The 21,792-nt window shown below is 71.2% G+C and carries 19 protein-coding genes; 4 read left to right on the forward strand and 15 right to left on the reverse strand.

Annotated features, from left to right (window positions below):
- Positions 1 to 81: 81 nt before the first annotated feature.
- From ABT170_RS20580 to ABT170_RS20605, 6 genes are all read right to left on the reverse strand, one after another.
- The gene (locus tag ABT170_RS20580) at positions 82 to 567 is read right to left on the reverse strand and encodes a hypothetical protein (RefSeq protein ID WP_351869257.1); all 486 of its coding nucleotides are present in this window, start codon (positions 565 to 567) and stop codon (positions 82 to 84) included.
- Between the two features lie 16 nt (positions 568 to 583).
- Positions 584 to 1,657 carry a helix-turn-helix domain-containing protein gene (locus tag ABT170_RS20585; RefSeq protein WP_351869260.1) on the reverse strand — a complete coding sequence of 358 codons (1,074 nt, stop codon included), beginning with the start codon at positions 1,655 to 1,657 and terminating at the stop codon, positions 584 to 586.
- A 767-nt stretch (positions 1,658 to 2,424) separates the two neighbouring features.
- Positions 2,425 to 3,021, reverse strand: coding sequence for a hypothetical protein (locus ABT170_RS20590; RefSeq protein ID WP_351869263.1), 597 nt, complete (start codon positions 3,019 to 3,021; stop codon positions 2,425 to 2,427).
- A 63-nt stretch (positions 3,022 to 3,084) separates the two neighbouring features.
- Positions 3,085 to 3,480, reverse strand: a complete 396-nt coding sequence (locus ABT170_RS20595) for a hypothetical protein (protein ID WP_329941561.1) — start codon at positions 3,478 to 3,480, stop codon at positions 3,085 to 3,087.
- A 64-nt stretch (positions 3,481 to 3,544) separates the two neighbouring features.
- The gene (locus ABT170_RS20600; protein ID WP_351869266.1) at positions 3,545 to 4,822 is read right to left on the reverse strand and encodes a tetratricopeptide repeat protein; all 1,278 of its coding nucleotides are present in this window, start codon (positions 4,820 to 4,822) and stop codon (positions 3,545 to 3,547) included.
- 19 nt (positions 4,823 to 4,841) lie between these two features.
- Positions 4,842 to 5,150: a chaplin family protein gene (locus ABT170_RS20605; protein ID WP_329941563.1), complete on the reverse strand. Its 309-nt coding sequence runs from the start codon at positions 5,148 to 5,150 to the stop codon at positions 4,842 to 4,844.
- Positions 5,151 to 5,532: 382 nt separating this feature from the next.
- Here ABT170_RS20605 and ABT170_RS20610 point away from each other — a divergent pair, with 382 nt between their 5' ends.
- Entirely contained in the window at positions 5,533 to 6,288 is a 756-nt protein-coding gene (locus ABT170_RS20610) for an alpha/beta fold hydrolase (RefSeq protein WP_329941564.1), read from the forward strand.
- Positions 6,289 to 6,353: 65 nt separating this feature from the next.
- Here ABT170_RS20610 and ABT170_RS20615 read toward each other — a convergent pair whose 3' ends face one another.
- Complete coding sequence (locus ABT170_RS20615; RefSeq protein ID WP_351869269.1) at positions 6,354 to 6,743, reverse strand: dihydrofolate reductase family protein; 390 nt, start codon at positions 6,741 to 6,743, stop codon at positions 6,354 to 6,356.
- 406 nt (positions 6,744 to 7,149) lie between these two features.
- Here ABT170_RS20615 and ABT170_RS20620 point away from each other — a divergent pair, with 406 nt between their 5' ends.
- Both ABT170_RS20620 and ABT170_RS20625 read left to right on the forward strand, forming a co-directional pair.
- Positions 7,150 to 8,853, forward strand: coding sequence for an amidohydrolase (locus ABT170_RS20620; RefSeq protein ID WP_351869272.1), 1,704 nt, complete (start codon positions 7,150 to 7,152; stop codon positions 8,851 to 8,853).
- Between the two features lie 31 nt (positions 8,854 to 8,884).
- Positions 8,885 to 9,673: a helix-turn-helix transcriptional regulator gene (locus ABT170_RS20625; protein WP_351869274.1), complete on the forward strand. Its 789-nt coding sequence runs from the start codon at positions 8,885 to 8,887 to the stop codon at positions 9,671 to 9,673.
- Between the two features lie 40 nt (positions 9,674 to 9,713).
- On the opposite strand, the gene ABT170_RS20630 is transcribed toward ABT170_RS20625, so the two are convergent.
- The 8 genes from ABT170_RS20630 to ABT170_RS20665 all read right to left on the reverse strand — a co-directional run bounded on the left by ABT170_RS20630 (position 9,714) and on the right by ABT170_RS20665 (position 20,539).
- Entirely contained in the window at positions 9,714 to 10,388 is a 675-nt protein-coding gene (locus ABT170_RS20630) for a DUF5825 family protein (protein ID WP_329941569.1), read from the reverse strand.
- A gap of 83 nt (positions 10,389 to 10,471) precedes the next feature.
- Positions 10,472 to 12,433 carry a RiPP maturation radical SAM C-methyltransferase gene (locus ABT170_RS20635; protein ID WP_351869276.1) on the reverse strand — a complete coding sequence of 654 codons (1,962 nt, stop codon included), beginning with the start codon at positions 12,431 to 12,433 and terminating at the stop codon, positions 10,472 to 10,474.
- Positions 12,434 to 12,554: 121 nt separating this feature from the next.
- Complete coding sequence (locus tag ABT170_RS20640) at positions 12,555 to 12,677, reverse strand: hypothetical protein (protein WP_329941571.1); 123 nt, start codon at positions 12,675 to 12,677, stop codon at positions 12,555 to 12,557.
- 7 nt (positions 12,678 to 12,684) lie between these two features.
- Positions 12,685 to 14,577, reverse strand: coding sequence for a prolyl oligopeptidase family serine peptidase (locus tag ABT170_RS20645; protein ID WP_329941572.1), 1,893 nt, complete (start codon positions 14,575 to 14,577; stop codon positions 12,685 to 12,687).
- A complete protein-coding gene (locus ABT170_RS20650; RefSeq protein ID WP_351869279.1) occupies positions 14,574 to 15,941 on the reverse strand; it encodes an MFS transporter in 1,368 nt (455 codons plus the stop codon). The genes ABT170_RS20645 and ABT170_RS20650 overlap by 4 nt, the downstream gene beginning before the upstream one ends.
- Positions 15,942 to 16,625: 684 nt before the next feature.
- Positions 16,626 to 18,521 (reverse strand): CLIPPER-2 domain-containing protein, encoded by a 1,896-nt coding sequence (locus tag ABT170_RS20655; RefSeq protein WP_329941574.1) that lies wholly within the window; start codon positions 18,519 to 18,521, stop codon positions 16,626 to 16,628.
- A gap of 165 nt (positions 18,522 to 18,686) precedes the next feature.
- Complete coding sequence (locus ABT170_RS20660; RefSeq protein WP_351869282.1) at positions 18,687 to 19,601, reverse strand: serine hydrolase; 915 nt, start codon at positions 19,599 to 19,601, stop codon at positions 18,687 to 18,689.
- 23 nt (positions 19,602 to 19,624) lie between these two features.
- Positions 19,625 to 20,539, reverse strand: coding sequence for a LysR family transcriptional regulator (locus ABT170_RS20665; RefSeq protein WP_351869285.1), 915 nt, complete (start codon positions 20,537 to 20,539; stop codon positions 19,625 to 19,627).
- A 171-nt stretch (positions 20,540 to 20,710) separates the two neighbouring features.
- On the opposite strand from ABT170_RS20665, the gene bla reads away from it, so the two are divergent.
- Positions 20,711 to 21,625 carry a class A beta-lactamase gene (bla, locus tag ABT170_RS20670; protein ID WP_329941577.1) on the forward strand — a complete coding sequence of 305 codons (915 nt, stop codon included), beginning with the start codon at positions 20,711 to 20,713 and terminating at the stop codon, positions 21,623 to 21,625.
- The last annotated feature ends 167 nt before the right edge of the window (positions 21,626 to 21,792 follow it).

Raw genomic sequence — 21,792 nt, forward strand, 5'->3', positions numbered from 1 at the left:
GGTGGCACGAGACCACGAACGGCTGACCAAGGTGCTCCCCGGACGAGGGGGAGCACGGGGGAGTGGTGAGAGGCGCGTGTTTCAGACTCCGGTCCGCTGTCGCGGCGGCCTGCAGGAACAGGGGACCGGGCCGTCGGCACCCGCGGTGTGCAGGGCGACGAGGAACTCCCCGTGGGGCAGTCCCATGAGCTCGGCCGCCCTGGTGGTCTCCATCCGCAGGTCGGCACCCAGCACGAGCGCGTCGCTCACGCAGCGCCGGCGGCAGGAACACGCGCGACCGGTCCCGTCGACGTGGTCCACGCTCTCCGAGAGCATCCGCCAGGCGACCGCCGCCGGGTGCGAGCAGCCCAGGGTGGTGGACCAGCGCACCGCGAGCGCGGTGAGCGTGTCCTCGACCGCCTGCTCGGCGGGGCCGTCCGCACCGAGTCTCGCCGTGGCGTAGGCGAGGTAACCCTCCCGGTAGAGGGCACGGAAGGCGTGGAAGGCGATCAGAGCGGTCCTGCCGTCCGTGACGCGCACCGGCATGCGGCCGGGCTGCGCGGAGTGGGGCATCCACGTGGTCGTCATGTCGTCCGCACCGCCCTCAAGTTGTCGGATCAGTGACCAGGCCGGAAACACGGGAGTCGTCCGCCATGAGGACGCTGTAGTGGATCGCCTCCCACAGCGGCTTGAAATCGGCCGCCTGACCGCCCAGCGCGGTGACGGTCGCACCGAGGATCTCCCACTCGGGCACCGCGTCCCCGTTCAGCACCTGGGCGACGAGCCACGCCGGTACCCGCCCGTTGCTGCGCCGGTGGACCTGCTCGGGCGAAGGACGCGCGGCGGCCAGATGCAGCCCGCGCAGTGCCGCTTTCAGCGAGGCGATGTACTCGGTGACCGTCTGCCGGGCCGGCTGGGTGATGCCGTGGGCGACCTCGCACAGCAGGCGCAACTCCCGGGGCTCCTGGCCCACGATGGTGCACAGATGGCACACCAGGTCCCACGAAGGCAGCCGCTCTCCCGAGAGGACCCGGGAGATGAAGGAAGGGGAGAGCATGGTGAGGTCGGCGATCCTGCGGATGCTGAACCCGCTCTCCCGCTGTGCCTGGGACAGGGCGGCGGCGAGCCGCTGACGGGCGGTCACCGGGGCGCCCGGAGCCGGTCCGTCCGCTGGAACCGCGGTCTTGCCCGGCTGTATGGAGGCCAAGGTCCGAGGGGCCGGCAGCGGCGCGGCCCGCTGCGAGAGCGCCCGGTGGTCCAACTGCCGCCGGACACGGTCCGCCTGCCATTTCGACCGGGCCGTCTCAGCCGTCACGTTCACCGCCCTGCCGATGTCGTCCCACCGGGCTCCCCGTGCCCGGCCGGCCAGTACCTCCGCGGCGAGGAAGCAGTCGATCTCGTTCTGTACAGCCCGCGCGCGCTGTACGAGTTCGGCCAGGTCCTCGCCCGCGTACGTGGCCTCCAGCAACGCACCGGCCAGTCTGTGCAGTTCCGCGGCGATCTCCTGCCCGAGCGACCGCCTGCCCTCGCCCGCGGACGGCCGTTCACGTTCCCTGCGGCGCTGGGCCTGGCGCCGGTGGCCGGCGTCGCAGTAGACGCGCCGGCGCCCGGGACCCTTCGGTTCCGGCAGCTCGGCGCCGCAGAAGCCACAGGTCCGCTTCGCGTCGTCTCGCGGCATGTCGTTCCTCCTCGCACTGCCCGGCCGTCCCGCACCGGTGCGGGGGAGACGGCTGTGCGGAGCCGATTACTCCACTTCGGGCGGGGGTACATTCCGGTGCGCGAAACGGGTGTCACGCACCCCTGATGGCCGGGCGGGAGCCCACCGGTCCACGGAGCATCCGGCCGACCCGGGCCCGCGGCCGGGAGTGGCGCGGGCCACGGGACGTCCACGCGGGCACCTCCGAACCGCCCGGCCCGCACATCCCCGCCCGCACGCCGTCCGCGGGACCCGTGGAAGGACCGCACAGCGCGCATGCGCCGCCGGGGTGAAGCGTGACAGTGCAGGCACGCGGCCGTGCGAAACCAGCTTTCGCGCCGCTACCGTCATCAGCGCTCCGAGACGTTGCGGCGCCTCGGAGCGCATATCGAGAAGGCATGGGCTCCCCCAGGGAATCCTGTGATGGTCGGAATGCTGAAGAAAGGAGGGCGTGGTTCCCGGTTCGCGGGCTCGGTCCAGGCCCCCTCTCGGACGGGACACTAGCCGGGACGGCCTCGCCTTGGCCACGTACTCATGCCGTAATCCGATATGTGTACCCGGAACGGGACACGAAAAGCCGACGAGGGCGGAATTCCGAACGTGTGGCCGACTCGCCGGGTGTGAGGAGCGACCAAGATGCAAAATTCTTGATCGCTTTCTTTCCTTTTCTGAAGGAAATCGCACTGATCTTGACGGCAGGTCAGGCAGTGACCACCTTCTGGAATTTCGCCTCACCGATACCGGTCCGCTTACCCTTCCCAGTTCGACCAGGTCAGGAAGTCCGCCCAGAAAGCTGTGGTGACGGCAACGGCCCCCTGCCCTTCTTCGGTACTGTCCTGCGGGCCGCCGAACTCCCGGCGCACGTAGTCGATGAGGTCGTATCCGTAGGGGATGATGTCGGGGCCCCGGATCGACAGCACCGGGTGAGCGATTGCTCCCCGGACGGCGGGCAGGTAGCGATGGGAACGGACGGGGACCAGCTGCGGCACTGACGCCAGGTGCGCCCTCGCGCCGGATACCGCGTCCGTCCGTCCGGCGGGACGCGTGCCCCAGGCCGGATGCCAGAAGGCCGCCTCCGCCACGGCGAACAGCACGCCCTCGGCCGGCTTGTCGAGCCAGGACCGGAGCTGGACGGCACTGCCGTGGCGCCAGTCGGGCCACCCCGGTCCGGTGGGCAGTCCCACCGAGAGGAAGGCTCGGTGGTCCTCGGCGAACGCGAACCCGAACCGCGTTTCGATACCGGTCAGTTCCCGCTCCGTGAGACCCGGCAGGATGTCGGTACGTCCGAGCCTGGCCAGCAGACGTGCAGCCTTGGCACCGAGCTTCACCCCGAACGAGTCGACCATTCTCGCAGGCTACAGCCCGATGGCCTGACACCGAGGAACAAGTGTTCGGGAGCGGTGCATGGGTCAGCGGTCGATGGTCCATGCCGCGTCCGGGGGCGGGGTGCCGTGGGAGATGATGTGGCGGACGATGCGGAACGCGTCGTCGAGGGGCACGGTGTCCTCGTCGGGGTACTCGTCGTTCTGCCCGTTCTCCAGGACGAAGCCGTCGCTCCAGTCCTCCGCTCCTGGGTCCGAGGCGTGCGCGCCGGGGTCGCCTTCGCGGTCGAGCAGCATCACCATCGCCCGCTCGGTGTTCGTCACGACGGCGAGAAGTCGCCCTGTCGAGCTGATCAGCCACGAATCGAGCTTTCCTTCGGCGATCCGTCCGCCGAGTTCTTCCACCGCGTCCTCGGCTGTCACAGCCGAAGGAGCATCGCCACGGTCGACGGTCCGCTTGGTGAAGGTCCATGTCTCGATCACGGGCGGGATCTTTTCATGCGGGCCGTCGACAGTGGCATGCGCCCCGGGGCATGCCCGCACGGCATCAGCGGTGGCCGGTCCCGGTGGCCGGTGTACGCGGGGTCAGGAGGAGGTCCTCGTAGGTGTGGTGGTGGCGGGTGGTGGTGCGGTGGTGGAGCAGGGCGGCCGCGCGGGTGTGCTGGCCGGCGTCGATGAGGGCTCGGGCGAGGGTGTCCTGGATGATCTCGCGCTCGACCCGGACTCCGCCGATGCGTTCGGCTTTCTCGCCCAGACCGGCCAGCAGGTCCACCGCCGCTCGGGGGCGGCCCGCGGTGACTTCCGCCAGTGCCCGCACCACGGGTGCCAGAACCTCCCGGAAGTCGGGGCGTTCGTCGGCTGCTGCCCTGCGGGCCAGGATGTGCAGGTCCTCGGCCGCGGACTCCACGGCCAGGGCCAGGGCGAGGTTGAAGGTGTGGAAGACCTCCGCCATCCCGCCCGGCGCGGCGAGGAGTTCCCGGACGTGATCCGGATCGCTGCGCCCCGCCGGTGACTGCCCGACCAGGAGCAGGCGCCAGTTCGTCGCGGCCCGCATGCCGACATCCGTACGCGCCAGTGCCGCATCCGCCCGCCGACGCGCGTCCGCGAAGTCTCCGCAGGCGATGGACTGCAGGGCGGCATGCCAGTTCAGATGCCGTGACTGCACCGCCCGCGGGTCCGCCAGAAGCCACTGGTCCAGGAAATCGACGCAGTGACGCCCGGCCCCGAGTTCATGCTCGGCGTGCGCGAGGGCGTGAGCGGCCACCCCCGAGCGGGGGTACAGGCCCAGCGCGTGCCCGGCCAGTCCGTGCGCCTCCCGTACGCGTCCCTGCTCGGCCCTGGCCGAGGCGAGCCAGCTCATCCACGGCCAGCTCTCCGGGCCCGCCACCGCGGCCTGCTCCTCCATCAGAGCGTCGCCGTGCTCCCGGTAGGCGGCGTCCCCGCAGGCGGAGAACGCGCCCATCATCAGGCCGGCCAGCACATCGGCCGGCCACCGCTCGAAATGCCCCACCAGATGGTCGGCCGTCAGCCGGTACTGCCGGTGCGTATGAAGGAACACCCCGTAGACCAGACTCGCCTCCCGCTCACCGGCCGCCATCGCGTCCCGGTGCGCGGTCACCAGCTGCTCCCTCAGCACCGTGTCGTCCCAGCGGTCACCGGTCACGAGCGACAACAGGGCCCGCGCCACACCGCAGCCCGGATCCGAACCGACCCACCCGCGAAGCAGGGGCAGCGTCCGCCCGCTCAGGGACAGCAGCGCCTCCACCGCCCGCTCCTCCACCGGCACGTCCGGCACGTGCGGGCCCGCCGCCAACTGTCCCGTCACAGCCTGCTCACCCGCCCGTTCAGTACGCGGCGGGGATCAGGGCCGTGCAGATGATGCCGCTGTTGCCGCAGTGGTTGCGCGGCAGGCTCAGCGGCAAACCGGCCCGATTGCCGCTGCCCACGCCGCTGCCGGCCACCGTGGCACCCTCGGCCCGAGCACCGCCCTGGCTGACACACGTGTTGCCGAACACCGCGTTCCCGATCCCGATCACATTCGCGTGAGCGGCACCCGCCGGAAGCAACGCCGCCCCCGCCACCGCACCCAGCACCGCGGCCCGCACACCCACACGCCCCGCGCCGCCGGCCGTGCCCCACGTCTCCGTACCCATCGCGCTCCTCCTCCACCCGGGCGACCGCCCCGGTGCTCGCAAGATCCGACCCGGTCCGGACGGACCAGGACCGCATCCCGTCAACGAGGCACACCCCGTTTCCGACACGCGGATATCGGGAGACCACTCCAGGGCAGGGCAGGGCAGGGCAGGGCAGGCTCGGTGGGAGCCCCGCGCGTGGGGTGGCGTCCGGCGGGGTATCCGTCCCCGGGCCGGCCGTCGGGTGCGTGAACCCGCGCAACCTCATCGCGTGGCGCGGTGTCGGGCGCGTCATGACCCCTCTGCGTACTCCGCGGAACTGCCCGAGAGGATCGAACTGTTGACGGCCGGTGGCGCTTCGTCGGGCCGTTCGGTCACCACCACGCACGGGAGGACCCACGTCATGAGCATTCCGCACCGTCTGATCGGTTCCGGCGACCACAAGGTCCTGGTGCTCCACGACTGGTTCGGCACGAGCGCCGGGTGGGGGCCCGTCCTGGACTGCCTGGACGGCGACACCTTCAGCTACGCCTTCCTGGACTACCGCGGTTACGGCGACCGCAAGGACGTCACCGGCGAGTACACACTCGCCGAGATCGCGGACGACGTCCTGGCCCTGGCCGACGAACTCGGATGGGAGCGTTTCTCCCTCCTCGGCCATTCCATGGGCGGCAAGGCCATGCAGTACGTGCTGGCACAGGCTCCGCGACGCGTGCGCAAGCTGGTCGGTCTGGCCCCGGTCCCCGCCGGTCCCTACCCGCTGGACGCCGACGGCGAGGCGCTCTTCTACGGCGCCGCGCAGGACCGCGACCGGCGGCGGGCGATCGTGGACCTGGTCACCGGGCACCGGGCGAGCCGGGTGTGGGTCGACCTGATGGTCGACCGCTCCCTGGAGCTCTCGACCCGTGAGGCGTTCGGCGGCTACGTCCAGGACTGGGTCACCGCAGATCTGACGCAGCGGATCGTCGGCAACCCCGTTCCGGTCAAGGTCATCGTCGGTGAGCACGATCTCGCCCTCACGGCCGACGTGATGCGCGCCACCTGGCTCAGCTTCTACCCGAACGCGGAACTGGAGGAGATCGCCAACAGCGGCCACTACCCGATGTATGAGACACCGGTGGTGCTGGCGACGGCGATCGAGACGTTCCTGCGCGACTGAGCCGGCGGACGGCGACGGCGACGCCCCGCCTGATGGGGCGTCGCCGTCGGTGAACGTAATGAGGGTCAGTCTGCCTGGAGGGTGTAGTGGGCCTCGATGACGCCGTTGGCGAAGGTGTGGCTGGCAGCCGGCGCCAGGGGAATCCTCTCGCCGCCGGCGAGGGTACGTCCGGTGCCGACGACGACGGGGTTGACCTGGAGGTGGAGCTCGTCGAGCAGACCGTTGCGCATGAGCCACTGGACCAGGGTGATGCTGCCGCCGGCATTGATGGAGTCGCCGGGCTGCGACTTCAGGTCCCGGATCGGGCCGACGATGTCGTTACCGGTGATCAGGTGGCTGTTCTTCCACTCGTCGACGCCGGTGAGCGTGGAGGAGACGATGTACTTGGGGGAGGCGTTCATCCAGTCGGCGGTGGGTACCTGCTCGTTGGTGGCGTGGGGAAGAAGGTGCTCCACCGCTGATAGGTGCTGCGGCCCAGCAGAGCCGTGTCCGCGTTCTCGAAAAGCCGCTGGAGGGCCGCCCCGGACTCAGCGCTGTTGTACGGCATGTTCCACGTTTCGGGGGCTTCCACCACACCGTCCAGAGACGAGAACAGACCGGCGATGATCTTCCGCATGAGGTGCTCCTGCAAGCTCGGTTCAGTCGCTGTCATGGAGTAGGACCGAGCGGTCCGGCAGAACTCGTCGCTCCCGGCGCACAGTTCCCGGAGAACCTTCGCGGGCCCGGCCTCGTCGGGCCGCCGCCGCGGGAGCGCGCATCGGTGGGATGACCGATGTGCGGGCGGCGGGGGCGCGGTCATAGTCCTGGGGAGATCGTTCGTGGGCGGCGGTGATGCGCCCAGTTTGTTGAAAGGACCCTTCTGTGGACACGTATGCGGATCTGGTGTTTCTCGGCGGTCGGGTGGTCACGGTCGACGCGGAGTTCTCCGTCGCCTCGGCTCTGGCGGTGACCGGTGGGGTCATCAGCGCCGTCGGAGGCCGGGAGGACGTCGCGCCGCTCATCGGACCCGGCACCCGTGTCGTCGAGCTGCGGGGAGCGACACTGCTTCCCGGAATCAACGATTCCCATCTGCATGGATGCGCCTTCGGCATGGCGACGCCGCCGCTCTCCCTCGAACTCGGCCATCCCGCCGTGTCCTCCCTCGCGGACGTGGCCGAGGTGGTACGGGAGGCCGTGGGACGGCTTCCGCAGGGACAGTGGATCACCGGACACGGCTGGGACACCGGCTTCCTCGACGAGTGCGTCCGCGACCCCTCGCGGCAGCCGTCGCGGCACGACCTGGACGCCGTGAGCCCGGACCATCCGGTCGTTCTGTACTCCTTCTCCGGGCACGCCACCTGGGTCAACTCCAAGGCGCTGGAGCTCATCGGGATCGACCGGCACACCGTCGCGCCGCCCGGCGGAGCCATCGTCGTGGACGGAACGGGGGAGCCGACCGGGCTGCTCCACGAGGGGGCCCAGGCCCTCATCCAGAACGCGCTGCCGCCGCTCAGCCGGCAGGAACGGACCGACGCGATCAGGTCGGCACTCGCCACGTTCGCCAGGCTCGGCGTGACCAGCTACACCGAGCCCGGACTCGGTCCCGGCGGCGACGGCATCATGCGGGGCGCGCTCGGCGCGGAGACCCTCGACGTCTACCGCCGGCTGCTGGCCGACGGCGAACTGACCGCCCGTCTCGGCGTCCTCCTCCTGCCCACCGGAATGGCCGGCACCGCCGAGGAGTTCGCCCGCACCCTCACCGCCCTCGGCAAGCCCGACGAGACCGATCCCCGCCGCCTCGCGATCCTCGGGGTCAAGATCTTCGCGGACGGCATCGTCCCCAACAAGACGTCCTGGATGCATGAGCCGTACGTCGGCGGCGGCTGCGGCTCCCTGTGTGTCGGCGGTGAGACCGACAGCGAGCGCACCGCCGAGATCGACGCCATGATCCGGCACGCCCACACCGCCGGGCACCAGCTGGGCGTCCATGTCACCGGCGACCGGGCCTGCGACGCCGTCGCGGACGCGTTCGCCGCGGCCATGGCCGAGCATCCGCGGCCCGACGCCCGCCACTACGTCATCCACGGCGACTTCCTCACCGCGCACAGCATGAAGGTGCTGGCCGCGCACGACTTCGGCGTCAACATGAACCCCACCATCAAGTGGACCGTCGCCGACATGGAGGAGGAGTTCGTCGGCGCCGAGCGGGCCGCCTACGCATGGCCCTACCGCGATGCCATCGACGCCGGCGTACGGGTCGCGAGCGGGTCCGACGCCCCCGTCACCTACCCGGACTGGCGCCAGGGCATCGCCACCATGGTGCTGCGCGAGTCGAAGGCTGCTGGCCGGGTCAGCGGCCCCGAGCAGCGCATCGGCCTGGCCGAGGCCATCCGTACGTACACGATCGAGGCGGCCTGGCAGGACTTCGCCGACGACTGGAAGGGCTCCCTGGAACCGGGCAAGGTCGCCGACCTGTGTGTGCTCGACGGGGACCTGCTCACCGCCGACCCGCACGACATCCCCGAGATGCCCGTCGTGCTCACCGTCATGGACGGGCAGATCGTGCACGAAACCCTTCGAGATTGACGTATTCCGGGCGCATGACCATCCTTGAGGGATGGCAGCGGAGCGGAGCAGTGGCGACATCCTGGACGCGGCCGTCCACGTACGTGAGGCCGCCAGGAGCGCCACGGCCGGCGCGGCGGGCGTCGACACGGTCCTGGCGGCGCTGTCGGACGTGGTGGAGTACGACCATGCCTCCCTGGCCCGGTGGGATCCACTGCGCCGACGCCACACCACGCTGGCCGGGAGCTACCCGCAGGACGCCACGTCCTACATCGAGACCCGTCTCCACCGGGACCCGGTGTTCCCGGTGCTGCGCAGCCCGGACCGGGGCGGGCTCTGGCTCGGGGACGTCCCCCGGCAGCTGCTGGCGGCATCGCCGGGCTTCCAGGACGTGCTGTCCCCCCTCGGCATCGAGGACGGCGTGGCCCAGTGCCTCTTCGCCGCCGACGGCCGGTACGTCGGCATGCTGAACGTCAGCACCCGCAGACCACGGCGCGCGCCGGATCCGGCGCGCGCCGTGGTCACACTGCTCACCGAGGCCCTCGCCGCCGCCGTCGCCACCGGCGTGGGCCCATCGCCCGGGGAGACCGCGGCAGCCGAGCCCGCACCGCGTACGCGGCCCCCGGAAGCGCGGCGGTTCGGCGGGCTCTCGCCCCGGGAGCTCCAGGTGCTGGCCGAACTGACGGCCGGCCGTACCAACCGGGAGATCGCCGAGCGGCTCTACATCACGCCGCGCACCGTGGGGACCCACATCGAGCACATCCTCGCCAAGCTCGACCTCCCCAACCGCTCGGCAGCCGCCGCCCGGGCCGTCGCCTGGGGCATCGGGCCCTCCCGCTGACGCGGTCCCCGAGGCGTGGGGCGGACGCGGACCGCGGGGCTCAGACCGCCATCGCTTCCTGGGTCCACCGGCTCACACGGTAGGGGACCCACCAGGCCAGGGGGCCGAGATGGAGGACGAGCCTCTCCTCGGTGAAGTCGTCCAGGGCGTCCCTGGCCACGGTGTCCTGCGGGGCCCCGTAGGAGAGCTCCCCGACAGCGTGACGGTAGTGCGGTTCGTCCGCCGTGAAGCGCTGGAGGTTGCCCCAGCGGCGGTCGCGGATCTGGAGGAAGCCGGGGCCGTTGCGCCACAGGCACTTGCCCAGGTAGTGGCCGTTGCGCCAGGTGGAGAGCGCGGAGTCGGGCTCGGAGGCTCCGCGCAGGGTCCGGGGCGGCTGGAGATGGCTGAGGGCCTGCCAGTCATCCGGACGCGCCGGGTCCAGCCGGAGGTCCCATTCGACCAGTACGGCGCGGGCGGTGAGGTCGCGGACCAGGCTGAGCGCCCGCGCGGTGCGGCGCGCTCCGGCGAGGTCCCCCGCCGCGGCGAGGTCCACGACGGCCGGCAGGGCCACCCGGCGGGCGCCGAGTTCCCAGAGCCGGTCGCTCTCGGACGCCTCGGGGCCGGTCAGATCGAGACTGCCCAGAGACATCCCGGTCAGGGCGCAGGCGGCTTCGTCGTAGTCGCGCCAGGCCGTGACGCGCAGGATGTCCGCGGTGGTGTCGAGGGCTGATTCCATGGCAGGGAGTCTCCGGCTCGTGGGGTTCGCTGGCATCGGGCTGGGCTGGGCTGGACTGGAGGGATGCGCCGCCGGGCGGGACCTCAGGCGAGTACGGCGTCACGGTCCGGCTGAGCGCCGGTGTCCGCTCCGGGCGCGGGCGGGTTCGGGGACGCGGGCCCGGGTGCCGCGTGCGCATGACGCATGAAGTCCAGACGCAGCAGGTTCTCGTTCACGGCGGACGGCGCGAGATGCACGTACTGGCCGCCGTCGGTGAAGAGGAGCCCGAGTTCCAGCCAGTGGGACAGCAACGCGTCGACGTCCGCCTCGGTACGGCCGTGGCCGGGTATCCGCACCGTCGCCTTGCGGAGGATCGAGGCCGGTGCGTGCGGCTGGTCCAGGAGACGGAAGACCGCGGTCTCGAAGGGGTCGGTGAGCTCCATCACCCGCCAGTCGAAGGAGCGCCGGACACTGACGAGGACGATCCGGTCACCGAGGTCGGTGTGTGTGAGACGGGCGTCGGTGTGGTGCTCCTTCCAGAGCGCCAGGGCATCGTTGAGAGCCGATACGGTGACCTCCCCGATGCCCCGCTCGGGGGCCTCGAAGACGTAGGCGAGGTCGTACAGCTCCTCCTCCGGCAGGTCGTAGGTGAAGCGGTAGTGCGCCTCCGGCCGCAGCCCGTCGAACCCCAGCGACGGCTGGTTGAAGTACGGGCTGAAACGTTCGATGGCGATCCGGGCGGAGAGATCGACCGGTGGGTCGAGATGTTCCAGCGCCGGGATCTGGCCGATGACCCCTTCGTAGTCCTTCGCGCTCTCGCCGGGAAAACCGTGGAGGTAGTTCCACGAGACGGACAGTCCCGTCTCCGCCCCGTCCCGGAGCATCCGCACGTTCTGGCAGCCGCTGACGCCCTTGTCCATCAGGTCCAGGACCCGTTTGTTGAGGCTCTCGATGCCCGGCTGCACATAGATGAGACCGGCGTCGGCCAGGGTACGCAGCTGGTTGCGCCGCATATTGGCCTTGATCTCGATGTGCAGCCGCAGGTCGTACCCGCTGTCGATGATGCGGGGCAGCACGGTGGAGAGATAGCCCATGTCGAGGATGTTGTCGACGACGTACATGTCGAGCACCCGGTGCTTGCGCGCCAGGTCCATGATCTCCTCGTAGAAGACATCGGGGCTCTTGCTGCGGAACTGCATGAAGGAGCCGTTGAGTCCGCAGAAGGTGCAGTGGTGCTTCTCGCCCCACCAGCACCCGCGCGCTCCCTCGACGACGAGTTTGGGCTCGACCCAGTTGCGGGCGACGGAAGCGGCCAGGCGCTCGAAGTACCCGCTGTAGTCGGGCGCCAGGATCGTCGCGGGCGGCAGCGGACTCGATGCCATGGGATTCGCGGTGCTGGATCCGTCCTCGCCCCGGTGGCAGAGCCCGGGAACCCCGGAAAGGCTCTCCTCGGCGGCGAGCGCGCTGAGCAGCTGAGGGAAGGCGGCCTCTCCCTCGCCCCGTACGACGTAGTCGAGGAAGGGGAAGTTGCGGTGCAGCGCCGCGCCCTGTTCGGCGTCGCAGTTGGCGCCGCCGATGACCGTCCTGATGTGCGGAGCGAGCCGCTTCACCTGCCTGGCCGCGGCCAGTGCGGCGGTGTTCTGCTGGAAGGTGGACGTGAAACCGACGACGTCGGGTGCCTCGTCGACGATCCGCCGAGCGATCTCCGCGACGAAGTCGGGTGCCATCCGGTGCAGTTCGTGGGACATCCTCATCCGGGACTTGCTCAGCTTGGTGCGCATCGCCTCGGTGAACTCCGCCTCGCGCCATGACGGATCGTCGTAGAGGGCCGAGGAGAAGACCCAGTCGCCGCACCCCATGAAGTACGAGGACAGGGAGTAGTACTCGTAGTCGGTCGGCGCGAACTCGGTGCGTGCCGTGACCCAGTCGGTGAACTCCAGGTTGGCGTGGAGCACCGTCGCCGTGGCACCGGGAACGCGCTCGTCCACGCCGCGCTTGAGGATTCCCAGGGCGAGTGACGGAAGGTCGATGGGTGACCAGGGCATATTGACCAGCAGAACACGCACGGGGGCTCCTTGGCAGTGGTGCGGCGGGCAGGGGCGCACAAGGCACCGGAGGAATGGGGAGGTCCGGGAGAAGGAGAAGGGCCGGCCCGGTGCGCGGGCACGGGACCGGCCCCGGGTGGGACTAGTTCTCGACGTCCGCTTCCTCGGCGTTGCGGATGGGCACCGTGATGGTGATGCTGATGCCCGGCTTGCGGTTCTCCTCGTCGCCCGCGAGCGGGTCGTTGTTGATGATGTCCTTCTGCATGATGTGTCTACCTTTCCGTGAGGCGTTGAGCCGTTCCGTTCGCGGCCGGTTCGGGATCGCCCGCCGGCCGGACGGACTCCCCCCGCCTGGTGGAGGGGGGCGCTTCGGGGGTGGCGCGTGGACGGCCGCGGAGTTCGCGGTCGAGGAAGACGAGGGCGCCGCGCAGGACACTCAGGTGGTCCCGGCCGTCGTATCCGTCGTGGCCGGTGTCCAGCCACAGCGCCTCGTGGCGCTTGCGGTGGGTGACCAGCTCGTCCAGGTAGTCCCGGATCTGACCGGGTGGACACTTCGCGTCGTGCGTCGCCGCGACGACCAGCAACGGCGCGTCGAGGCCCGGGACATAGGTGTGCGGTGAGCTGCGCGCGTAGCGCTCGGGGAACTCCCGCGGAGTCCCCCCGAAGAGCCGCTCGTCCAGGGCGCGCAGGGCGGGTGTGGTGGTCGCGTGCGCGTGGGCGAGATGGGCGACCGGTTTCACGGCGACGCCCGCCTGCCACAGGCCGGGGCGGGCCCCCAGCGCCAGCAGGGTGAGGTAGGCGCCCCAGGAGGTGCCCCAGAGCGCGAGTGCCCGCGGGTCCGCCCAGCCGCGCGCGACCAGGTCCGCTCGGACCGACGCGAGGTCGGCGACCTGGGTGAGCCCGACTCCCTCCGTCATCGCGCTCCGCCAGGCCGGCCCGTACCCGGTGGAGCCGCGGTAGTTGACCCGGGCGACGGCGAAGCCGGAAGCCACCAGGGAGTGCAGGGCACCGTCGTAGGCGTCGCGGTCGTGGTCGGCGGGACCGCCGTGGACGAGGAACACCGTGGGCGCCGGCGTGGACACCCCCTCGGGCAGGGTGACGAGGGTGTGCACCGGCCCGTCGGGGCCCGGTGTCCACAGATCGCGCGGTACGCCGGGTACACGTGGGGGGAGGTGCGGAGGGGAGGGCAGTGCGGTACCGGCGGTGGAGAGGGCGCGCGGCGGGGTGGCGGTACTGGTCCAGAGCGTGTGTATGTCGCCGTTCACCTGCTCGGAGGCGTCCAGCAGGGTGCCCGGGGCCGTGGGCACTGCGGTCAGCCGGCGGGCGTCGAGGTCGGCCCGGTGCAGGACGCTGCGGCCGTGCCGGTCCTGGCGGATCAGTACGGCACGGCCGTCGGGACACCAGCGGCCGGTGATCTCCGTGTCGAACGCGCACCACCGGTGGGTGATGAGCGGCTGCCCCGGGGACCAGGTGGCAAGGAGGTAGCTGCCCTGCCACTCCCGTACGAGCAGCAGGTCACGCCGAGCGGGGAGGGGCCCGAACCCGAGGGACCACAGGGCTCCTTCGGGTTCGTCCAGCACGGCGTGCCGGGTGCCGTCGGTGCCGAACACGGTGACCGCGCTCGCGGAACGGGCCTGCGCGCCGACGGCCAGCAGGTCACCGGCGGCGGTGATCCCGGTCAGATTCGCGTGATGGGGGAGACGGGCCACCACGTGGGCACCGCCACCGCGCGGGCCGCTGTACACGGTGGTGCCTTCCGGGTCGCCCAGGGCGACCGCGACGGTGCCGTCGCGGCTCACGCCGAGTCCGCGTGCCAGACCCGCAGGCACGCCGTGGAGACCGTCGCGGACCGGTCCGCCGTCGAAGGGCCGGAACTTCCAGAGGCCCACGCCGTGGGCGTCCTCCTCGAACCACCACACATGGGCCCGGGCGTCGATGGAACCGTGGAAGGTGCCCAGCGGGTGGTCGGTCACCTGTCTGGCGGAGGCGGTCGTGGCGTCCCAGGTGAAGACCTCGCAACGGCCCCCCGCGTCGGCGGTGAAGACCATCCGGTGAGGATCCGTCGCGCACACCTCGGGCAGCGCGTCGCGGGAGACCAGATAGGCGGGGGGCGCTTCGCCCACCGCGCGGGCGTTCCCGGAACCGGCGGCGGAAGGGCGCGTCACGAGGTGCTCCCGGTGTCCTTGAGCGTACGGGGATGGGCCAGGCCGGTGTACGCGGCGAGAGCGATGAGGGCCGCCGTGCAGCCGAGGGCGGGTCCGGCCGGTCCCGCCCGTGCCGCGAGCAGCCCGGCCGCGGCGGGCCCCACCGCCGCGGCGCCGCCCGCAGCGGCGGCCAGGACTGCCCCGGCCCGGGCCTGGAGGTGCGGGGGAGTGGTCGCGATGGTCCTGGACTGGAGCACGACGGTGGCGCAGGGCAGGATCAGGCAGACCCCGCCGAACAGTACGGCGAAGGCCCACGGCGAACGGGCCGCGGCCAGGCCCGCGGCGAGCGGCACGAGCAGCCAGGTCACCGTGAGGAACGTGCGCGCGGCACCGAGCCGGACCGTCAGGGCGGGAGCCGCGAGTGCCCCCGCGATTCCGGCCGCCCCGGACACGGCCAGGACCAGCCCGGTCGCGGATCCGCTGTGGCCGTCGCGCTCCAGGGAGAACAGCACCCCGAAGTAGAGGGCGGACAGCGCCCCGTTCACGACCGCGGTCCACAGCGTGACCAGGCGCAGCAGCGGAGTGGTACCCACCAGACGCAGGCCGGCGCCCGCTTCGGTGAGCAGGGCCTCGCGGCGAAGCCGGCGCTCGCGACGGTCCGGGCCCTCGCGGGAGGGGCCCGTACGGGCCGTGCCGCGCTCCCCGTCCGAGGGCCGGTCCGTGGGAGCGGTCGCGGGGGCGGTGCCGTTGCCCGCCGCACGCAGGTCCGCACGCATGAACCCCACGCACACGGCGGTCACCGCGTAGGACAGGGCATCGACGACGAAGGGCCAGGCGCGGCCCAACTGGTAGAGGGCGCCCCCGAGCAGGGGGCCCAGGACCAGGGCGACGTTGTCCCCCACCTCCAGCCGGGCCACGAGGCGGGGGTAGCCCTCCGGCGGGCAGATCATGGCGACCGTCCCCCGGGCCGCGGCGTCGTAGGCGGCGGTGCAGAGACGTTCCACCAGCACGGCGCACAGCAGCAGGACCAGGGGCGGCCGGCCCATGGTCACCATGACGGAGACGGTCGCCATGGCCAGGGCGGCCAGACCCGCGGACCAGAGCATCACCGTCTTTCGGGCGCCCCGGTCGGCGGGGACCGCCGCCAGCGGTCCCAGTAACAGCCCGAAGGCCGCGGACGCACCCGCGATCAGACCGACCGCGGCAGGGGAGTACCCCAGCGTGAGCAGCAGCAGCGGGAGCACGATGCCCGAGGTCTGGGTCCCGAGAGCGTCCGAGGTGCTCGCCCACCAGAACAGGCGTACATCACGGGGCGAGGCGAGGGGATCGGCCGCGGTCGGAACGGCCGGGCCGTCGCTCGCCCTGGGGGCCGGCGTCGTTGCCATTCATCTCCCCCTCTCCGCCGTGACGATGAAGGAATCCCTTCACCAATCAGTTACAACTTGCTGAAAATGAAAAGGAATTGAAACGAGCCGGAGCCTAGCCAGCGGCTGCCGGGTGCCACAAGGGCATCGCGAGGTCCGGAATTGCCGGCCGCACGGCGAAATCCGGCCGCGGTCCGGAACGGTGTAGGAGCCTTCGGGATGCTGCGCCGCTTACCTGTCCGCGATGGCGTGAAAGGCCGGAGAGCGTGTGGGCCGGCGTGTGGGCCGGTGCCCGAGAATTCGCTCCGGCACATGGCCGCTGGATCACGACCCGGCATTCCGGACCGGTGGTACGGCCCTTCGCTGTGAACGGGCGTGAGACGCCCGCGCCTTCCGACCTCAGGCTTCAGCGTCCCAACGAGTTGACCGAAAAGCCGAGTTCATGATTCACGTGTCCGTGGAACAACACGGCGCCCTGTGTGGAGCCGTGCTCCGCCGCATTCTCTGGGGCGAAGCACCCGGCTCCGTATCCGGAGGAGCCCCCCGGCGGATGCGCTGCTGCAACCAGAAGGTCCTGGCGGGTCCCGGTCGGCCTCTATGGTCCGCGGCGCGGGCCCCCGGCACCGCGATTGGCCGAAAGAGAAGGACTCAGGGGTACCTGCCACCATGTGGCCGGTACCCCTGAGTCCGTCGGGCTTGTTCGTACTACTTCGAGTAGCAGGGCTTTTCGCCCCGGCATGGCTTCGGCTTCTGCGCGCAATGTGTGCCGTACGTGTCGTGGCACGGCGCCGGTTCGCAGTGTGTGCCGTACGCGTCGTGGCACGGCTTCTTCCGGACTTCGATGCGGACCTGGTCGTTGTTCGACCGGACGGCACCGTCCTCGGCCGTGGCCACCGCGAGGTTGGTGACCGTCCCACGCACGGCATCGGCCCGGGTGACCGTATAGGTACCGGTGCACGTGGTGGTGGCACCCGGGGCCAGTGTCGTGGCCTCGCAGACCACGTCCGCGACGAGATCGTCGGTGACCCCGACATCGGCCAGCGCCGTGTTGCCGGTGTTGGTGACGGTGTAGGTGTATGTGACTTCGTCGCCGGCCTCGTACACCCGGGTGTCGTCGGCGGTCTTCTCCAGCCGGAGGCCCGGCCCCGCCTGGACCGGGACCGTCACGTCGTCGGGCGGCGACTCGACCGGGGTTCCGCCGGAATCACCGTGGGCGGTGGCGGTGTTGGTGACCGAACCGGCCGTACCGTCCGCGGCGGTGACGGTGTAGGTGCCGGTGCAGGTCATCGTCTCGCCGACCGCGAGCGTGGTCTTCGGGCACGTGATGCCGGTGACCTTGTCGTCGGTCACGGCGACGTCCGTCAGCGGGACGTTGCCGCTGTTGGTCACCACGTACTCGTAGGGAACCTGTGTGCCCGGGGTCACCGGGGCCGGCAGCGGCGGGTCCTGGGGGATCTGCTTGACCAGATTGAGCTGGGGCAGTTCGGCCGCCGGGTGGACGGTGAGGTTCCGGATGAGGTGGACATCGGTGAACAGTCCGGTCGACGCGGCGAAGCCGAACTTGTAGGTCGCGGGAACGGGCTGGGGCGCGGGGGTCGACAGCACTTCCTGGGTACCGTTGCCGTCGTGGAAGTCGACCGAGACCGTGACCACCGGGTCGGGTGCCGGGGAGATCTCGACGGTCACTGTGCGGCGCGACGGCTCCAGCAGTGCCTCGGCCTCCTGCGGTGTGGAGCCCGGCGGCACCGAAGTGGTCGGCCCGTGCAGCTGTCCCGGGAGCGTGGAGGGCCACGGCCCGGTGGTCGAGAAGTTGCTCGTGGTCGCGTCGAGGAAGCAGTAGCCCTCGGTGCCGTCGCCCGGCCCGCGCAACGTCACCATGTTCGCGCCCGGTGCCGGAACGCGGAAGCCCGTACCGGCCGGTGAGCGGGTGGCGCACCCGTTGCCGCGGTGCTCCCAGTCGCCGAAGTAGTTGCCGAGCACGTCCAGCCCGACTCCCAGGTAGCCGCTGTTCACACCCGGCAGGAACGTGGCGTCCGGGTCGTCGTCGGGAAGTTTCTGTGCGTAGCCGAGGCTGCCGCCGAATGCGCCGGGCGCGGTGAGCGAGGCGGCGCCGTCGATGAGGAAGAACGAGATGCCGTCGGCCGGAGGGTTGGTCGTCCCTCCGTACTGCCACTGGTCGAAAGTCGTGACCAGGCCCTGGTTCGCCGGGAGTGCGTGGTTGTAGAGGACGGCCGAGGACTGGTCGTTGGCGGCGTCGGTCAGCCGCAGGTAGCCGTTGGGCGCGGCGTTGTCCGGTGGTACCGGGCCGACAGCGCCGGCGGGGCAGCCGGTGAGCGGGTGGGTGCCGGGGCCGGGGGCGGGGGCCTGCGGAGCCCCGGTCAGACAGGCTGGCCCGAACGCCTCGAAGCCCGCCATCGCGGTGGCCCCGGTGAACGTCTCGTCCACCAGCGGCACACCCACGGGCTGCGCCGCGGCCGTCTGACCGGGCATCCCCAGCCCGGCGGCCACCACGGCGAGGACACCGAGCCCGCCCCCGGCCCACCGGCCCAGCCGTTTCCGTCCCTGTCTGCCGTTCCGGGTGCGCGAGTGTTTGAGTTTCATGGCGGAAACGTAAGGACGCGTCCTGCGCGTGGGCCGTGACGCGCTGCACCGGGGCGGTCCTCGCACCTTCCGGCGTAGGCATCCGGATGACCGGCGGGGCAGCGGAGTGACACCGTCCGGCGCCCCTGAGACCCGTGCCGCCGGCGGCCCCGAACGCCGTCCGCCTCAGGCCCCCGTGTCGTGCGGGTCTTCTCGGACGCCCTGATTTCCGTGCAGTTCCTCGACGGCCTCACGAGCCACCTCGCCGATGACCGCGTCGGCGCGCGGCAGCCTGGCGTCGGCGCGGGCGGCCTGGGTGAAGACCACGGCGGTGTACGCGCTGCCGTCGGGGAACTCGACCACCCCGGCCTCGTGCCGCATCGCGCCGAACGTGCCGGTCTTGCCGTACACGGCGACATCGTCGTAGGGGAATCCGGACGCGAGCCGGTGGGTCCACGGCTGTCTGCTCATGATCTCGCGCATCACGGAGCAGTGTTCCCCGGAGGCTGCCCGGTCGGTCCAGATCGCCCGGAGGAGCCGTGCCATGTCCTCGGGCGTGGTGGACGCCTGCGTGACCGGGTCGTAGACCCCCGAGGGGGCGATGTCGTCGTTGTCCGAGATCCGTGCCATCGCGGCGCTCAGGGATTCGCTGCCGGTCTCCGCGACCAGCCGGGCGAACGTGCTGACCACCCCGCCGTGGATGTGTGTGTCGGGCATGCCGAGGCCGGCGCACATCTCGTCGACCACCCCGGGACCGACCGCGCGCAGTACCGCGTGGGCCGCCGTGTTGTCCGAGATGCTCATCATGAGCACGACCATGTCGCGCAGGGACAGGGTGACGGGATCACTCAGGACGGAGATTCCCGTGGGACCGGCGACCCGGTCCGCAGGGTGCAGGGTCATCTGCGCGGCAGGGTCGATCGCACCGGTCTCCACCAGCCGCCAGAAGGCGACCATCAGGGGCAGCTTGTAGACGGAGCCCATGGGTACGGGCTCTTCGGAGTCGACGGCGACGTGACTCGAAGGGTGACGCAGTTCCGCCACGTGCAGCCAGCCGCGCACCCCCGCGTCGTCGAACATCTTGCGGATCCTGTGTTCCACACGGCTTCCGCGCGGTGTTCCCCTCATCCGGCCACCGCCGGGCCGCCGGAAAGGGTGTCCGCCAGCAGCCGGGCCGTCTCCGCACAGTCCGCGGAACCCCGGCGCCGAGGGTCCCATGCCACGCGCAGCCGCAGGGGGAGCGGCGGGTCCGTCGTCTCCCTCCGCACGACGCCGGTGGCGGCCAGGCTGTCGTCCGCCGTCACCAGTACGGCCTGGCCCGCCGCCACGAGAGCGAGTCCGGCCCGCTCGTCGGAGACCACGACCGTCTTCACACGCCGCCCGCGGCTCGCCAGCGTGTCGACGAAGAGGTCGTGGGCCGCGGGCGCCTCGCCACGGGCGCGCACCGCGACGGGGAGTTCCCGGAGCACCGCCGCGAGAGTGTCTTCCGCGTAGTCCGCCGGGGTGAGGGTCCAGGTCGGCAGACGTACCACCTGACCCGCGGCCAGGCCGTGCAGCACGGCCGGATGCCGGACGACCGCGAGGTCGAGGCGCCCGGCCGCGATGTCGGAGAGCAGCGTTGTGGTCGGTGCCATCGCCACGCCGATCCGGACCGGTGCTCCCGCCCGGACCGGTGCTCCCGCCCGGACCGGCGCGGCCGCCACGTCGGCGGCCAGCCACGCGGGTACCTCGGGTGTCAGCCCGATCCTGAGTCTGCGCCCGTCGGCTTGTTCACGGGCACCGGACTCCCGGAGCTCGGTGATCGCGGCGAGCGCCCGGCGTGCGTGGGGCAGCAGCAACTCCCCCTCCTCTGTGAGGGACACCCCCCGCTCGCGCTCGAACAGGCGCACCCCGAGCAGCGTTTCCAGCCTGCGCAGACCCTGCGAGAGGGGTGGCTGGGTGATGCCCACGCGTTGGGCGGCGGTCCCGAAGTGTTCCTCCTCCGCCAGCGCTATGAAGATTTCCAGATGCCGTTCCGTCAGCACTCTGCCCCCTGGCATGCGGTGATATGGCTTCCGTATCGGAGCGATGCCGAGAGCGTATTCGACATGGCGCGGAACCGCGGGTTTGACTCGTCCGACTCGTCCGATGCCACGGGCCGCCCGCCGGCCCGCCCGCCCCTCGCCGGCCGGAGAGGCACCGCACCTGCTCGCCCCTCGGAAGGGAAGCCTTTGCCCACCACCGGATCATCCCCGTCCCGTCGTACGGCGCTCGCCATCGGCACCGGCGCGGTACTCGCCGCCACGCTGTCCTCGGGCGGCACCGCCCACGCCGCCGCCCGCGGCGAGAACGTCACCGCACGGCTGAGGGCGCTCGAACGGCAGCGTGCCACCCGCCTGGGAGTGTTCGCGCGCAACACACGCACCGGCCGGACGGTGGCCTACCGTGCGGACGAACGCTTCCCCATGGCCTCACTGTTCAAGACGATCGCCGCAGCGGGCGTGCTGCGTGATCTCGACCGCGACGGAGAGTTCCTGGGCCGTCGGATCCGGTACACCGAGGACGACGTCCGGCTGTCGGGCTACTCGCCGGTCACGGAGAAGTCCGGGAACCTCGCGCGCGGAATGACGGTCGCACAGCTGTGTGACGCGGCCATCCGCCACAGCGACAACACCGCGGGGAACCTGCTGCTCCGCGAGCTGGGCGGCCCGACCGCCATCACCCGATTCTGCCGCTCCATCGGGGACGGCCAGACCCGGCTGGACCGCTGGGAACCCGAACTCAACTCCGCCGAACCCTGGCGCCCGACCGACACCACCACCCCGCGTGCCATCGGCCGGACCTACGAGAACCTCATCCTCGGCGACGCACTCGCCCGCCGCGACCGAAGCCGCCTCACCGGCTGGCTGCTCGCCAATACCACCAGCGGTGAGGAGTTCCGCAAGGGACTCCCCGCGGACTGGATCCTCGCCGACAAGACCGGTGGGGGGAGATACGGCGGCAGCAACGACGTCGGCGTCACCTGGCCGCCCGACGGCGTACCCATCGTGATGGCCGTCCTGACGACCCGGGCCGAGGAGGACGCCCCCGCCGACTCCCCGCTGGTGGCCGAGACCGCCAGGTTGCTGGCATCGGCCCTCGCGTAGAAACCTCAAACCTCATTCGGCTCCCGTAGCTCCGCGTACGCAAGGGCCCATGCGGTACGAGGGGCGCTCCTGAGGTTTCCGGGGCGCCGAAGAACCACCGACGAGACAAGACGCCATCGTGAGACAGGTCCCACGCGCGTCCGGGGAAGCGGTGTCGTACGGCGAGG

Origin of the sequence: Streptomyces sp. NPDC001787 (genome assembly GCF_040297465.1) — a bacterium.
In the GTDB taxonomy this organism is placed as follows: Bacteria; Actinomycetota; Actinomycetes; order Streptomycetales; family Streptomycetaceae; genus Streptomyces.

Bases quoted from the DNA above. Each gene is read 5' to 3' on its own strand.
- ABT170_RS20655 (WP_329941574.1), bottom strand. From the start codon at position 18,521: ATGAAACTCAAACACTCGCGCACCCGGAACGGCAGACAGGGACGGAAA.
- ABT170_RS20665 (WP_351869285.1), bottom strand. From the start codon at position 20,539: ATGCCAGGGGGCAGAGTGCTGACGGAACGGCATCTGGAAATCTTCATA.
- ABT170_RS20650 (WP_351869279.1), bottom strand. From the start codon at position 15,941: ATGGCAACGACGCCGGCCCCCAGGGCGAGCGACGGCCCGGCCGTTCCG.
- ABT170_RS20585 (WP_351869260.1), bottom strand. From the start codon at position 1,657: ATGCCGCGAGACGACGCGAAGCGGACCTGTGGCTTCTGCGGCGCCGAG.
- ABT170_RS20630 (WP_329941569.1), bottom strand. From the start codon at position 10,388: ATGGAATCAGCCCTCGACACCACCGCGGACATCCTGCGCGTCACGGCC.
- ABT170_RS20610 (WP_329941564.1), top strand. From the start codon at position 5,533: ATGAGCATTCCGCACCGTCTGATCGGTTCCGGCGACCACAAGGTCCTG.
- ABT170_RS20640 (WP_329941571.1), bottom strand. From the start codon at position 12,677: ATGCAGAAGGACATCATCAACAACGACCCGCTCGCGGGCGACGAGGAG.
- ABT170_RS20580 (WP_351869257.1), bottom strand. From the start codon at position 567: ATGACGACCACGTGGATGCCCCACTCCGCGCAGCCCGGCCGCATGCCG.
- ABT170_RS20625 (WP_351869274.1), top strand. From the start codon at position 8,885: ATGGCAGCGGAGCGGAGCAGTGGCGACATCCTGGACGCGGCCGTCCAC.
- ABT170_RS20590 (WP_351869263.1), bottom strand. From the start codon at position 3,021: ATGGTCGACTCGTTCGGGGTGAAGCTCGGTGCCAAGGCTGCACGTCTG.
- ABT170_RS20605 (WP_329941563.1), bottom strand. From the start codon at position 5,150: ATGGGTACGGAGACGTGGGGCACGGCCGGCGGCGCGGGGCGTGTGGGT.